At 40.6% G+C, this 14,378-nt stretch carries 13 protein-coding genes; 3 read left to right on the top strand and 10 right to left on the bottom strand.

Annotated features, from left to right (window positions below; genetic code table 11):
* The 4 genes from BLR54_RS14130 to BLR54_RS14115 all read right to left on the bottom strand — a co-directional run.
* On the bottom strand, positions 1-89 hold an 89-nt coding region (locus tag BLR54_RS14130), incomplete at its 3' end, for a transposase (protein WP_176761962.1).
* Positions 90-332: 243 nt separating this feature from the next.
* Positions 333-2,717, bottom strand: a complete 2,385-nt coding sequence (locus tag BLR54_RS14125) for a ribonucleoside triphosphate reductase (RefSeq protein WP_090422188.1) — start codon at positions 2,715-2,717, stop codon at positions 333-335.
* 328 nt (positions 2,718-3,045) lie between these two features.
* Positions 3,046-3,999, bottom strand: coding sequence for a tetratricopeptide repeat protein (locus tag BLR54_RS14120; protein WP_090422186.1), 954 nt, complete (start codon positions 3,997-3,999; stop codon positions 3,046-3,048).
* Positions 4,000-4,064: 65 nt separating this feature from the next.
* A complete protein-coding gene (locus BLR54_RS14115) occupies positions 4,065-4,400 on the bottom strand; it encodes a type II toxin-antitoxin system HicB family antitoxin (RefSeq protein ID WP_090422184.1) in 336 nt (111 codons plus the stop codon).
* Between the two features lie 241 nt (positions 4,401-4,641).
* Here BLR54_RS14115 and BLR54_RS14110 point away from each other — a divergent pair, with 241 nt between their 5' ends.
* Entirely contained in the window at positions 4,642-5,919 is a 1,278-nt protein-coding gene (locus BLR54_RS14110; protein ID WP_090422196.1) for an HlyC/CorC family transporter, read from the top strand.
* Here BLR54_RS14110 and BLR54_RS14105 read toward each other — a convergent pair.
* From BLR54_RS14105 to BLR54_RS14095, 3 genes are all read right to left on the bottom strand, one after another.
* Entirely contained in the window at positions 5,879-6,646 is a 768-nt protein-coding gene (locus BLR54_RS14105) for a hypothetical protein (RefSeq protein ID WP_090422182.1), read from the bottom strand. The genes BLR54_RS14110 and BLR54_RS14105 overlap by 41 nt on opposite strands.
* Positions 6,647-6,779: 133 nt before the next feature.
* Positions 6,780-7,301, bottom strand: a complete 522-nt coding sequence (locus tag BLR54_RS14100; RefSeq protein ID WP_090422180.1) for a peptidylprolyl isomerase — start codon at positions 7,299-7,301, stop codon at positions 6,780-6,782.
* Positions 7,302-7,449: 148 nt separating this feature from the next.
* On the bottom strand, positions 7,450-8,313 hold the full coding sequence (locus BLR54_RS14095) for an Mrp/NBP35 family ATP-binding protein (protein ID WP_090422178.1): 864 nt from the start codon (positions 8,311-8,313) through the stop codon (positions 7,450-7,452).
* A gap of 490 nt (positions 8,314-8,803) precedes the next feature.
* On the opposite strand from BLR54_RS14095, the gene BLR54_RS14090 reads away from it, so the two are divergent.
* Positions 8,804-9,580 (top strand): threonine/serine exporter family protein, encoded by a 777-nt coding sequence (locus BLR54_RS14090; RefSeq protein WP_090422177.1) that lies wholly within the window; start codon positions 8,804-8,806, stop codon positions 9,578-9,580.
* On the top strand, positions 9,580-10,035 hold the full coding sequence (locus tag BLR54_RS14085; protein ID WP_090422175.1) for a threonine/serine exporter family protein: 456 nt from the start codon (positions 9,580-9,582) through the stop codon (positions 10,033-10,035). Before BLR54_RS14090 ends, BLR54_RS14085 begins: the two co-directional genes overlap by 1 nt.
* Here the strand turns inward: BLR54_RS14085 and BLR54_RS14080 are convergent.
* The 3 genes from BLR54_RS14080 to BLR54_RS14070 all read right to left on the bottom strand — a co-directional run bounded on the left by BLR54_RS14080 (position 10,001) and on the right by BLR54_RS14070 (position 14,367).
* Entirely contained in the window at positions 10,001-11,755 is a 1,755-nt protein-coding gene (locus tag BLR54_RS14080; RefSeq protein ID WP_176761966.1) for a glycoside hydrolase family 2 protein, read from the bottom strand. The two genes, BLR54_RS14085 and BLR54_RS14080, sit on opposite strands and share 35 nt — an antisense overlap.
* Before the next feature lie 47 nt (positions 11,756-11,802).
* A complete protein-coding gene (locus BLR54_RS14075; RefSeq protein WP_176761965.1) occupies positions 11,803-13,164 on the bottom strand; it encodes an MATE family efflux transporter in 1,362 nt (453 codons plus the stop codon).
* A 156-nt stretch (positions 13,165-13,320) separates the two neighbouring features.
* Complete coding sequence (locus BLR54_RS14070; protein ID WP_090422169.1) at positions 13,321-14,367, bottom strand: electron transfer flavoprotein subunit alpha/FixB family protein; 1,047 nt, start codon at positions 14,365-14,367, stop codon at positions 13,321-13,323.
* Positions 14,368-14,378 lie beyond the last annotated feature (11 nt).

Below are 14,378 nucleotides of genomic sequence, written 5' to 3'. Positions count from 1 at the left end.
CCATAAGCAACCTTCCTTCTATACTTAGGTGCAAAAACTATATGATACTTACACTCCCACTTAGTGTGTGATAAACTATTCATGTCCATCGGGGACTACCTCCTTTGTTATTTTACTTGGCTGACGAACCATAGTAATTCTAGCATTGGAGGTATTTTTCTGTAAGCTGAAGCATTTTCCCACCACCCGCAAAGCAGGTGGTTTTATTCTTTTTTCAAAATCTTTAATCTCATTAAATGACCAACTTAACAATTTGAAAAAAGAGGGCCTTGCCCTACAATAAAAGGAGTCCTAAAAATTTAGGACTCCTATCATATACTTATGTTTTGTTTTTACTGTTCGTCGACGTAGCGCTGGATGTTACTTGCGTTGGCGTAACGCTTTACGTCGTCTCCGTTTACGACTACAAGTGTTGGTGCCTGCATAACCCCGTACTTCTTTGTCATATCAACCTGCTCTTCAGCATCTACAAGGATATAATCCTCATCCTCAAGAATCTCTTTTGCTCTAGCGCAGTTTGGACATGTCTTTGTGGTGAAGAGGTACTTAACACCTGTCTCAGGCTCTTCTGATACAATTTCAAGATTAACCTGTGGCTGCTCCTCTACGCGCTTTGCGTAACTTTCGCCTGCACGTCTGCAAACGCTGCCTGCGATATCATAAAGCTTACGATTCTTGTATTCCTGAGTCTTACCTTCGTTCCAGTTCTGAACTGGGCGATAGTATCCTGTGATACGGCTGTAAACCTCTGCAGTCTTTCCGCAGTGTGGGCATGTGTAGTGCTCACCAGCGATGTATCCATGTTCCTTACATACTGAGTATGTAGGTGACAAGGTATAGTAAGGCAATCTGTAGTTCTCAGCAATCTTGCGAACAAGATTTGCAGCTGACTCCCATGTAGGAAGCTTCTCGCCAATGAAGGCATGGAATACAGTACCTGATGTATAAAGTGTCTGAAGCTCATCCTGAACCTCAAGAGCATCAAAGATATCTGATGTAAACTCAACTGGCATGTGTGAGCTGTTGGTGTAGAATGGTGTGTCTCCATCCTTACCTGCAGTGATGATATCTGGGAACTGCTCACGGTCATGCTTTGCAAAGCGGTATGTTGTAGACTCAGCTGGTGTAGCCTCAAGGTTGTAGAGGTCACCATACATCTCCTGGTAGTCAGAGAGACGCTCACGCATGTGATTGAGAACATCCTTTGCAAACTGCTGTGTCTTTGCGCTTGTCATATCTGCGCGAAGCCAATTAGCGTTAAGACCAACTTCGTTCATACCGATAAGACCGATAGTTGAGAAGTGGTTGTTGAAAGTGCCAAGGTATCTCTTTGTGTATGGATATAAGCCTTCATCAAGAAGCTTTGTGATAACGCCACGCTTAATCTTAAGAGAACGAGCGCTGATATCCATAAGCTTGTCAAGGCGTGCATAGAACTCTGCCTCATCCTTTGACTGATAAGCGATACGTGGAAGGTTGATTGTAACAACACCCACAGAACCTGTGCTCTCGCCTGAACCGAAGAAACCACCTGACTTCTTGCGAAGCTCACGAAGATCAAGACGAAGACGGCAGCACATAGAACGAACATCGCTTGGCTCCATATCTGAATTGATATAGTTGCTGAAGTATGGTGTACCATACTTAGCAGTCATCTCGAATAAGAGTCTGTTATTTTCTGTGTCAGACCAATCGAAATCACGTGTGATTGAATATGTAGGGATTGGATACTGGAAGCCACGACCATTTGCATCGCCCTCGATCATAATCTCAAGGAAGGCCTTGTTGACCATATCCATTTCCTTTTTACAATCCTTGTACTTGAAGTTCTGTTCCTTACCACCAACGATTGCAGGAAGCTCTGCCAAGTCATTTGGTACTGTCCAGTCAAGTGTGATATTTGAGAATGGTGCCTGTGTACCCCAACGTGAAGGAGTGTTTACACCATATATAAATGCCTCAAGGCACTTCTTAACCTCTTCATATGAAAGGTTGTCTGTCTTTACGAATGGAGCAAGGTATGTGTCGAAGGATGAAAATGCCTGCGCACCAGCCCACTCATTCTGCATAATTCCAAGGAAGTTTACCATCTGATTGCAAAGAACAGAAAGATGCTTTGCTGGAGCAGATGTAATCTTTCCTGTGATACCGCCAAGGCCTTCCTGAATAAGCTGCTTTAATGACCAGCCTGCACAGTAGCCTGTAAGCATAGAAAGATCGTGAATGTGGATATCAGCACTGCGGTGTGCATTTGCGATTTCCTCATCATATATCTCTGAAAGCCAGTAATTAGCTGTGATAGCTCCAGAGTTTGAAAGGATAAGACCACCAACAGAATATGTAACAGTAGAGTTTTCTTTTACGCGCCAGTCCTCTACCTTTACATAGCTATCTACAACGTTCTTATAGTCAAGAACTGTAGACTTCATGTTACGCATCTTTTCACGCTGCTTTCTATATAATATGTAAGCTTTCGCTACATCTGTATAACCTGTCTGCTCAAGAACATTTTCTACAGAGTCCTGGATATCCTCAACAGAAATCTTTCCGTCTTTGATTTTGTTCTGGAAATCTGCAGACACTCTAAGTGACAATAATCCGATAATATCGTCATTATATGCCTTTCCTGTAGCTTCAAATGCCTTTGCAATAGCATCGTTAATTTTTCCTAAATTAAACTCAGCAACTTCCCCGTCTCTTTTTACAACATCAAACAATTTCTCTCACCAATTCCCTTTCTTTTTTTGCATTTTGCAGAGTCTGCATTTTGCATTTTACGTCTAAAAAGGACTCCCCCTACTGACCTTTTTGGTGCCTAAACATGTAAGTTCAGCTAAGGTACTTTATGACTTGCTTATATGGTATCAAAACATATAGTGAGGGGTCAATGTATAATCACTATATATTGTGCTTTTCGTCATTATTACCTAAAAACAATTTCCAGATTTGATAATTTTCTAGGTAGAATTACGATTCAACACACACAATATTTTGTATTTAGACATAAAAAAGACACACAAGATATTGTGCGCCTTTTCTGACTATTTATCGTGATTGTAAGAATATTTGCTCTTTTTGAGCTTCCTCATCATTTGGGTACTTCTCTAGATATTGTGTTAGCACATCTCGTGCTTCCTGGAACCTTTTTAGCTTTTCTAGGGCTGCAACCTTGCCCTTCATAAGCTGTGGCATGTTGTCTATTGAATCAAGATTCAACCCAGCCTCATAATAGTTAAGTGCGTTTTCATAATTGCCATTTGTAAGTTCAATATCACCTAAGGTGCCGAGAGCCTCGCTGGTTACATTCTCTGAGGAAGCATACTCCTCAAGAAGCTTCTGTGCGCCATCATAATTCTCCTGATCCTGATAAATCTTTGCTAGATAAAGACGAGCCTCTACCACATCCTTTTCAACAGCCTGCTTCAAAAGCTTTTCTGCTTCATCGCTTTGGCCTAGCATGTAATAGATTCGACCTTTATAATATTTTGACTCAGCTGACTTATCCTCCACATCAAGGGCATCGTTAAGATATACCAAAGCTTGGTCCGTGAATCCCAATGCATTCAGGTTGTCATAAATCTCTATATATAATAGGTAGTTCTTTTCATCGATTGCAATGGCCGCATCATAATCCTTGATGGCCTTTCCTATCTCTCCCTCGCCGGCATAAATGCTGCCTCGCAGGAAGTAAGGCTTGTAGTTTTTGTCATCATACCTGATAAGGTAAGTGTAGGTTTTCTCAGCATCTGCAAAATTGCCAGCTGAATACTGAGCCGCAGCCTTGTAATAATCAATGTCCAGCTCTAAATCTGTGACCTTTCCGATAGAACAATTAAGGGCCTTGTTAAAGTACTTGATGGCTTTGTCATAGTCACCATTATCCATGGCCTCAATGCCCTTGTCTCTGTAGGAAATCTCATCTTTATCATATTTGCTGCACCCTGCAAAACACAGAGAAGCAGATATAATTAATGCTATGGTTAGCAACCTTTTTTTCATATTTAATCTCTCTTTTCTATTTTCTCCACTATTAACTTTAATGGAAATAGAAGGAAAATACTATACTAAATATGCATTAAATTCAGTTCATCCTCTAAAGATTTAATCAAAAAAGAATTTAAGGACATGCCAAGAATGCTAGCTGCTATTGCAGCTCTCTGATGAAGCTCAGGATAAATTCTTGCATTAAACTTTCCAGAATATGGCTTCTCAGGTTCAACTCCATCTTCCTTGCACCATTCCAAATAATCATCTACAGAATTCTTAAACTCTTCTTCCAATTCACTTACAGATGAACCCTGAAAAGTAATTACAGTTCTAGTATTAATTACTTCTCCAGTAAAAATATGCTGTTCATCATCAAATTCTACTTTTCCAATATATCCTTTATAGTTCATCATATTCTTACCCCCACATTCTCTAAAAATCTTCTAACTGATTTCACAGCACCTTTATCTGACCATTTATATCCATTTAATATCTGATTTAATAGGATTAGAAAATATATCTCTTAATATTTTCTTATCTTTATTATTCATGGTACCTCCTTTCAGTACTATTTTCAATTATGTTACTAATCAACTACATATATGATATAATGTGGTTCAATACATATAATATGTAGAAGGAGGTTTTTTGCTTTTGGATGTTCACTTATTGATTAAGTTTATTGTTCTGTTTATCCTACTGTGTTTGTCAGGCTTCTTCTCTTCAGCAGAAACTGCGCTGACCACAGTTAATAAAATTAAGATAAAAACTATGGCTGATGATGGAGACAAAAAAGCCAAGAGAGTTCTCAAGGTTATTGACCGTCCCAAGAAAATGCTTTCAGCCATATTAATAGGAAATAACATAGTTAATCTTTCTGCTTCATCACTTGCTACTACCCTGGCAATACAGCTTTTTGGCAGCGTTGGAGCAGGTGTAGCAACTGGAATTCTAACTTTGCTTATTTTGATATTTGGCGAAATCACACCAAAGTCTTTTGCAACCTTGAATTCCACAAACTTAAGTCTTTCTTTTGCACCTATCATCGGCGGGCTGATGTGGATTTTGACCCCAGTTATTGAAGTGGTTAATTTCCTTTCAGGAATTATCATGAGGCTCTTTGGTATCGACCCAGATTTCAGAGACGAAACCATCACCGAGGAAGAAATTCGTACCATGGTTGATGTTAGCCACGAATCTGGCGCCATCGAAGGTGATGAGCGAACAATGATTCACAAGGTGTTCGACTTTTCCGATGCCTGCGCAAAAGAGGTAATGATTCCTCGAATCGATATGACCATGATAGATGCAGACGCTTCCTACGATGAACTGATTGCCATCTTCAAGGAAGATATGTACACTCGTATTCCTGTGTGCGAGCCAGATACTGAAAAGGTTCTTGGCATTGTAAATATGAAGGATTTCCTTGGACTTAATCCTCCAGATGATTTTAAGGTAACCGACTATCTTCGTGATGCATATTTCACCTATGAAATGAAAAATGTATCCGATTTATTTGATGAAATGCGTGCCGAATCAGCCACCCTATCCATCGTACTTGACGAATATGGCGAGCTTTCCGGCATGATTACCCTAGAAGATTTGCTTGAGGAAATCGTTGGAGAAATCCGTGACGAATATGATGAAGATGAGGAAGACCCTGTGGTTCGCTTAAGTGACCGCGAATATCAGGTTCTTGGCTCCATGAATCTTGAGGATTTATGTCAGATGATTCCTCTTGGTTTTACAAGTGATGACTACGACACCATCGGCGGTTACATCGTTGGTGCCTTCGATCATTTCCCAAATGTAGGGGAGACTTATGTTTCCGAAGATGGCACTATCATCCGAGTTCTAGCTGTTGAAAAGAAACGAATCACAAAGCTTCGTATTAAGCTATCGGCCCAAGCCATCCAGCAACAACAGTCGTAATATTTAATATAAGGCCCAGTCCTGCAGCAAGTTGGTACACATTAGTGATACCCTTTGTAAGGAATTGGGTCTTCTTTTTTTTGAATTTTATCCACGCAGGATTTCCTGCACGCATTCTCTCATCTACAACACTACATTCATAGTCGAGAATAATAGACCAAATAACTCCAATTGTGTCTACAATAGCATATATCATTAAGCTATTCCCGGTTTTAATTCTGCTATACATAAAAAGATTTAGAATTGTGAAGAATAAACCGAAAATAAATGTCTTTCTTCTGGCTTTTTTCAAGCTACTGAGTGTTTCCTCATATTCCTGATCCCATTTTTCAATTTCATTCTCAAAATGAGCAATTATATCCTTCGGAATCTCACCCTTACCTTCAAGATGTTTTTCTCGGCTCAGTAAATAATTATGGATTAGCATTATAGGCTCGCAGCTTAAATGCTTATTTATATAGGCAAAACCTGCCTCTGGCGTTCTTTTCACTGCTCTTATCAAAATTTGTCTTAGTCTTTTCTCGTTTATAAAGCTATAATATAGCTCTCTTATGAGTTTATTAGTAGGAAGGCCTGTTGCCGCTATAGCAATTACTCTTTGCATATAGACCTTCTTTAGCTCATGAATTCTCTTCATTCTTAATCCACGTAATGCAGAAATAAAGGAAGAGCATAGGATAACAACTGCCCATAAAATAAGGCAATAAAAAATAGTATTAAATTCCATAGTACTCCTGTGATAATTGTTGAAACAACAAAAGAAAAAACGACACGCGAAACTCGTGCCGTTATAATAACATGTTAAATTTGATTTGTAAAGTATTTAATAACTATCTCTTCCAAACGGGAAGAGCAGCGCATTAGTACTTCTCTGGTTCTGGATACTCTACTCCGAAAGTCTCTACTGTAACCTTCTTCATCTTCTGCTCTGTCTTTGGACGATCAGACCAATCTGTATCAACCTCAGCGATTTTGTTTACAACATCCATACCCTCGATAACCTTACCGAATGCAGCATAGTCACCATCAAGGTGTGGACTTGTCTTGTGCATGATGAAGAACTGGCTTCCTGCTGAGTTTGGCATCATTGTACGTGCCATTGAAAGAACACCTGGCTCGTGCTTAAGGTCGTTCTTGAAGCCATTGCTTGAGAACTCACCCTTGATAGAGTATCCTGGGCCACCCATACCTGTGCCATCTGGATCTCCACCCTGGAGCATAAAGCCATTGATTACTCTGTGGAAGATAACTCCATCGTAGAAGTTGTGGTTAATTAAGCTAATAAAGTTGTTTACAGTGTTTGGAGCGATTTCAGGGTAAAGCTCAGCCTTCATGATATCGCCATTTTCCATTTCAATTGTAACTACTGGGTTCTGTGCCATTTTAAATTCTCCTTTAATCTTTAATCCGACTGTTTCCTATAATATGAATCCGCTGGTTGCGGTTACAAGCCTTATATATCTTCTGTTCAGCTATAGAAAGCTTCACATAAGACATATAAGAGCTTGATGCCTACCAGCTCATCTAAATTTATAAATTCTTTAATATTTCCTCAGCTGATGCAAGATACGAATTTTCTACGTCGAAGATGCGGCCAGCGTCGGCAGCTGTAGCGAAGCTTCTATCCATAGGCATCTTGCCAAGAACTGGTACGTTAAGCTCCTTTGCCACCTCGTCGATGTGGCTCTCTCCGAAGATTTCAATCTTCTTGCCGCAATCTGGACAAGCGATGTATGAGTAGTTTTCAACAAGACCAAGCACTGGAATGTGCATCATATCAGCCATGTTGTAAGCCTTTTTAACAATCATCTGAACAAGCTCCTGTGGGCTTGTAACGATAACAACGCCATCCACTGGAAGTGACTGGAAGCATGTAAGTGGAACATCACCTGTTCCTGGTGGCATATCAACAAAAAGATAGTCAATCTCGCCCCACTCAACATCTGTCCAGAACTGCTTTACAACACCAGCGATAACTGGACCTCTCCAGATAACTGGAGCCTCTTCATCGTCAAGAATAAGGTTTACCGACATGATTTTTGTGCCATCCTCTGCAATTTCTGGAAGCATAATGCCTTCAGCATTTGCAGCTGCCGGTCCATGAACACCAAACATCTTTGGGATGGATGGGCCTGTGATATCAGCATCAAGGACACCAACCTTGTAGCCAGCGCGTGCCATAACACCTGCAAGTGATGAAGTAACAAGTGACTTACCAACGCCACCCTTTCCAGAAACTACACCGATTACGTGCTTTATATTTGAATTTGGATTTGGTGCCTCAAGAAACGAAGTGTTTCTAACGCCTGCCTTTGCAGCCTCTGCTGAAGGACATCCTTCGCATGAGCCACGAGAGCAAGAGCTTGCTGAAGCACATGAACTATTCTCTGCCATTATTAGACCTCCTAAAAAATATCTTATATTCTACATCTAGCTATCAACTCTAAAATTGTCAGCTAGACTCTGTTTGCATAACAATGCACTCGGCTTACAGTATACCATATCCCTAGTTTTTATATCAGTTTATTTATTGATACAAAACCTCTTTTCTTGGAATTTGTTTAAATCTTAAGGCTTTATATGGTTGTTGTTATACGTTTCAACCTAAAGTTCGAGTTATCCACATTTTCCACAATGATGTTTTTAAAGTTGAGGATAACTTCACTTATCCATTTTATCCCCATTGTTATCCATCGATGAGTTTCCTCAGAAGCGCCCATTTTACAAGGTCTAATTCCACTTTTTAACTCAAGTGAGTCTCAAATCAACGAACATATTTTTCCCACTAAGTTATCCACAATCGTTAAGTTTATCCACCGTAGTTGAAAATCCCACATAATTAATACATAATATAGATGCAATAATAATTAATTAGGGAGACGCTATGTCAGATACAAAAAAAGTATTATCCTTTGCTGTTGAATTAGGGGATATTTTACTTAGAAACGGAGCAGAAGTTTATAGAGTAGAAGATTCTGTTCTTGCCATATTAAACTCATACGAGATTACAGACTGTGATGTTTATGTCTTAAGCAACGGTATCTTTGCCAGCGCTAATGAGACCACTGTTAATGCCAGCTCAATGATTAGACATGTGCCAATGTATCCAATGCATTTAGCACGAATCGCTGCACTTAACAATCTTTGTCGTCAAGTATGTGCAAAAACCATCTCAATTGAAGAAGCCTGGACTGAGCTAGAGAGATGTAAAAAACTACCAGGCTATAATCTTCCAATCATGATAATCGCCACTGGTGTTGGTTGCGGAGGCTTTGCTTACTTATTTGGAGGAAGCCCTCTAGATGGTGTTATAGCAACTATTATCGGCTGTTTGCTTAGAATATTTCTTCATTACGAAAGCAGAATGCGTAATTCTAAGACAGTCACAAACGTGTTGGCCAGCATGGTTATCACCATCTTAGCCATCCTTTTCAGCATCACAGGCCTTCCTATTCATTATGACAAGATAGTCATCGGAGGAATCATGCCACTTGTACCTGGAATTCCACTTACAAACAGCATCCGCGACTTCATTAACAGCGATTATCTTTCAGGCTCTATCAGACTTATTGATGCCCTTCTTACCGCCTTTTGTATAGCAATTGGTGTTGGCACCATCATCACAATAGCACATTTAATCGGCGGAGGTGTTTACGTATAATGTACATTAATTATTTAATTGAATTCGTAGTCAGTATGGTGGCTACAATATCCTTTGCCATTGTTTTTTCAGCTCCTCGCTCAGAGCTTTCCTACTGTGGCTTGTCTGGAGCTATAGGCTGGATTGGATATTCTATTATAAACACAGCATTAGGTGCTCCTACCCTCGGAAACGTGGTTGGTACCTTTGCTCTTACAATTCTTTCTAGAAGCCTTGCAGCAAAAAGAAAGAATCCCGTCACCGTATACCTTATTGCTGGAATCTTTCCATTGGTACCCGGAGCGGGAATCTATTACACTTCTTATTATTTAATTATGAATGATATGGCAAACTTTAGCCAATATGGCTTATCAACCATCAAAACTGCCGGTGCAATCGTTATGGGAATCATTCTTGGAATGGCTTTCCCACAGGTTTGGTTTAATAAAGCTTTTGCACCTTCCGATCATAAGTAATCAGGCCGTTTACCTCGTCTTCTATGTCGGTGGCCTGAGTAAATACTGCACCAGAAAGTCCCTGTTCTTCAAGGGACTTTACTTTTGCCATAATTTCGTCGTAGGCATCCTGTAAATCCTTGCCCTGGTGGTATCGTTTGTAGCCATATACAGCATCTCTTTTCACGTGATTTCCTACCTTTAAGGAAAAGCCTGCATATTCAGAGATTACATAAGGTCTCTTGGTGATTTTCACCCTAAGAGGCTCGAAATAAAGATGCTCTGAGAACACATCTCCACAGTCCTCATGGAACCAACCTGACGCTGAATCTATAGGCCTTGTATCATCTATATCCTTGGCAAATTTCAAGCAATCCTTTGCATCGAACTGTCCCCAGCCCTCATTAAACAAGCACCACTGGCCTATACATGGCACACTTTGAAGCTGCTCCATTATCTCCCGGCATTCTATGTGCCACACCTGCTTGGACTTCTCTGTGTTTCGCCCTGTAAAACGTAAAAACAGTTTATTTTTATCTTTAGCGTTGCCGAATGGTCTAACGATAGTAGGAATGTTGCAAATCATGTTCATATCGTACTTGGTACCGCCGTTTACAATATCCTGCCACACAATCATTCCAAGCCTGTCGCAGTGGAAATACCAGCGCATAGGCTCCAGCTTGCAATGCTTTCTAATCATGTTAAAGCCCATATTTTTGATGGTTTCAATATCAAATATCATGGCAGCATCACTAGGTGGAGTCATAAGACTTTCAGGATAATACCCCTGGTCCAAAACGCCATTCATAAAGGTTGGAACATGATTAAGAGTCAGGCGAGGAATTCCATTTTCATCCTGCTCTACACCAAAATGCCTCATGGCAAAGTAGGTAGAAAAGCTATCCCTGCCATATGTCACCTTCAAGAAATAGAGATTTGGCTCTTCTGGAGTCCACAATTTATAATCCTTGAGCTTCACCTTAACAACAATCTCGTCACTTGTGATAGTTTCTATCTTATATTCTTTTATTAAATCAGGATTAGAGGATTCAATGGTCACTCTTCCTCTCATTTCTGATACCTTAAGCACCATATTCAGGCAATCATTATCGATATCTGGAGTCATTATGAGCTTTGTAACATAAGCCTCTGGAACCCACTCCATCCATACGGTTTGCCAGATACCACTTTGAGCACTGTACCACATTCCGCAAGGCTGAAGGCTTTGCTTACCTCTGGCATATCCCACTCTATCTGTGTAATCACGAACCTTTACCTTTAGCTCGTTTTCACCTTCCACCACATAATCAGTGATATCAAAAGAAAAGCTGGTGTAGCCACCCTCATGCATGCCTAGGTTTATGCCGTTCAAAGAAACCTGTGCCACTTGATCCACGGCTCCAAAATGAAGGATAAGCAACTTAGACTTCTTTAGCTTGTCCATAGTAAACTTTTTAGAATACTCAAGAGTTTCCTCTGGCAAGAGAATATGTTTTTCCGTGCCAGAAAGCTTCGCTTCAGGAGAAAATGGCACTTCTATTGGGCCTGAGGCCACTACTTTGGCTTGGGCTCCAATTACTCTATAGTCCCAGGTTCCATTCAAATTTATATATGAATCACGCTGTAGCTGTGGCCTAGGATATTCCTGCAGACCTGTGTATTCAAAATCTGTGGACAGCTCGTAAGTAGCTGCATTTTTGTCTGGCTTGCTTATCGCTGTAAAAATCCCCTTCCAGTCCATAGACCCTCCTTTACACCTCATCCGTCACCTAAAGGTGAAGGCTTGTTTTAAATTCTTATTTCAGATTCCTTCTTCTTAACCCACTTTTTGTAAATGATAATTAGGCAAATGCTGTGTACTGACAGTGTCAGGAACCAGCTTCCAGGGTAAGAGAAGAACAAAACATCCTGTGTATGATGAATTTGAAAATAGGTTGCTATCCAAATGAGTCTTGTTGCACACGCTCCAAGCAAAGAAACAATCATCGGAGCAAAGGAATGGCCTAATCCTCTGAGGCCACCGGTTAGTGTATCCATGATTCCACAAAGGAAATATGGACAACAAACCCAGAAAAGACGAAGCCTTCCGGCGATAATAGCATCCTGACTTTCTGTGTAGATTCCAAGCAAATCTGTTGAGAAGAAATAAGCAAGATTTCCCATTATAAGGCCTACCACAATAACTATTGCCAAGGTCTCAAACACAACCTTTTTAACACGCTTCTCATTTCCAGCACCAAAATTCTGTCCCACGAAGGTAACTGTAGTCTGTGATACTGAATTCATTGAAATATATACGAATCCCTCAATACTACCAGCAGCAGCTGAACCTGCTATTACGGCGGTTCCGAAGGAATTTATAGCCGATTGGATAACTACATTGGATAATGAGAATACAGTTCCCTGAATACCTGCAGGAAGGCCGATTCTAACTATCTTTTTCAGTATTCTTTTGTCGATTGCTATCTTTGTTAAATGTAGTTTTAATGAGTCGTTTTGCATCATAAAAAACTGAACAAGCAGGAAGCAAGAGATTAAATTTGAGCTCACAGTAGCTATGGCAACGCCTGCAACTCCAAGCTTAAACACGATAACTAAAAATAGATTTAATATTACGTTTATTATGCCAGCTATGGTTAAGAACTCCAATGGGTGCTTTGTGTCACCTGATGCTCTAAGAATAGCAGCCAGGAAGTTGTAAAGCATAATAGCTGGCATTGCCAAAAAGTATATCCTTACATAGAGGGTAGATAAGTCAATTACATCCTCTGGAGACCCCATTACTTCCAGCATAGGTCTGGCTCCAAATAAGCCAATAAATATTAAAATCACACCACATATTAGGGAAAAAGCTATGCTTGTATGAACTGTCTTAGATATATCGTCGTCATTTCCGGCTCCATACGCCTGTGCAGCGCATACATTGGCACCTATAGACATACCAATAAAAAGATTGGTCATAAGGTTGATTAGCGCGCCTGTAGAGCCTACTGCAGCAAGGCTAGCCTCACCGGCAAATCTGCCCACAACAATTACATCAGCTGCATTAAAAAGAAGCTGTAACACACCTGACAATATAATAGGGATAGTGAATATAATGAGTTTGCCCAAGAGAGGGCCATGAGTCATATCAACTTTTTTATTGTTCATAATTGTATTTTACTACTTTACACCTCATCCGTCACCTAACGGTGCCATGATAATTAAAAACACTGAAGGCGAGTCCATCAGGACCCGCCTTCAAAAAATTAAAGAAAGAAATTATAGGAAAATCTAAACTTATTAGGAATAGATATTGCCCCAAAATTAGTTCTGAGCAGCAAGCTCAGCCTTAAGTGCCTCTGTAAGAGCTGGAACGATCTTGTTAAGGTCGCCTACGATACCGTAATCAGCTACATCAAAGATAGGAGCTGTCTCATCCTTGTTGATAGCGATGATGATATCAGACTCTTCCATACCAGCTGTATGCTGGATAGCACCAGAGATACCGATTGCAAAGTATACGTTTGGACGTACTGTCTTACCTGTCTGACCTACCTGAAGATCCTTTGGCTTCCAGCCTGAATCTACAACGGCACGTGAGCAAGATACTGTACCACCAAGAACCTCTGCAAGATCCTCAAGGAGCTTGAAGTTCTCAGGAGAACCAACGCCACGACCACCAGATACAAGGATCTTAGCATCCATGATATCTACTGTGTTTGTAACGTTCTTAACGATGTTAAGGATCTCAACGAATCTGTTGTTTTCCTTAATTTCAGGGTTGAAGTTGATAACCTCAGCCTTTCTACCAGCCTCCTTAGGAAGCTTCTGCATAACACCAGGACGAACTGTTGCCATCTGTGGACGGTTGTCTGGGCAAGCGATTGTAGCGATTGTGTTACCACCGAATGCTGGACGAGTCATAAGAAGCTGATTGTGCTTCTGCTCCTGTCCTTCTCTAGCTACGAGTGGGAAATCACCAATCTCAAGTGATGTACAGTCAGCTGTAAGACCTGTCTTAACTCTAGCTGAAACTGTAGGACCAAGATCACGACCGATAGCTGTAGCGCCAACGAGCATAATCTCTGGCTTGTACTCATTAATATAAGCTGTAAGAGCCTGTGCATATGGCTCTGTACGATATGTCTCAAGTGCTGGATCGTCAATAAGAACAACCTTGTCTGCACCGTACTCGCCAAGCTTATCTGCAAGACCTGCGATATCCTTACCAAGTACAACTGCTGTAACGTCTGTTCCTAAATCTGCTGCAAGCTCATGTGCCTTGCCGATAAGTTCGAAGGCAATTGAGCTAAGTTTATTATCAACCTGCTGAGCGAATATAGCTACGCCCTTGTATTCTTCTAATGACATTCTGTTTGCCT

It is taken from the genome of Pseudobutyrivibrio sp. YE44, from assembly GCF_900104335.1.
GTDB lineage: Bacteria > Bacillota > Clostridia > Lachnospirales > Lachnospiraceae > Pseudobutyrivibrio.
This window is presented reverse-complemented; position numbering and strand designations above follow the sequence as displayed.

What these genes read in the sequence shown, in the direction of transcription:
- BLR54_RS14095 (WP_090422178.1), bottom strand. Translation starts at nt 8,313, where the DNA reads ATGGCAGAGAATAGTTCATGTGCTTCAGCAAGCTCTTGCTCTCGTGGC.
- BLR54_RS14120 (WP_090422186.1), bottom strand. Translation starts at nt 3,999, where the DNA reads ATGAAAAAAAGGTTGCTAACCATAGCATTAATTATATCTGCTTCTCTG.
- BLR54_RS14080 (WP_176761966.1), bottom strand. Translation starts at nt 11,755, where the DNA reads ATGGACTGGAAGGGGATTTTTACAGCGATAAGCAAGCCAGACAAAAAT.
- BLR54_RS14105 (WP_090422182.1), bottom strand. Translation starts at nt 6,646, where the DNA reads ATGGAATTTAATACTATTTTTTATTGCCTTATTTTATGGGCAGTTGTT.
- BLR54_RS14070 (WP_090422169.1), bottom strand. Translation starts at nt 14,367, where the DNA reads ATGTCATTAGAAGAATACAAGGGCGTAGCTATATTCGCTCAGCAGGTT.
- BLR54_RS14090 (WP_090422177.1), top strand. Translation starts at nt 8,804, where the DNA reads ATGTCAGATACAAAAAAAGTATTATCCTTTGCTGTTGAATTAGGGGAT.
- BLR54_RS14115 (WP_090422184.1), bottom strand. Translation starts at nt 4,400, where the DNA reads ATGATGAACTATAAAGGATATATTGGAAAAGTAGAATTTGATGATGAA.
- BLR54_RS14085 (WP_090422175.1), top strand. Translation starts at nt 9,580, where the DNA reads ATGTACATTAATTATTTAATTGAATTCGTAGTCAGTATGGTGGCTACA.
- BLR54_RS14100 (WP_090422180.1), bottom strand. Translation starts at nt 7,301, where the DNA reads ATGGCACAGAACCCAGTAGTTACAATTGAAATGGAAAATGGCGATATC.
- BLR54_RS14075 (WP_176761965.1), bottom strand. Translation starts at nt 13,164, where the DNA reads ATGAACAATAAAAAAGTTGATATGACTCATGGCCCTCTCTTGGGCAAA.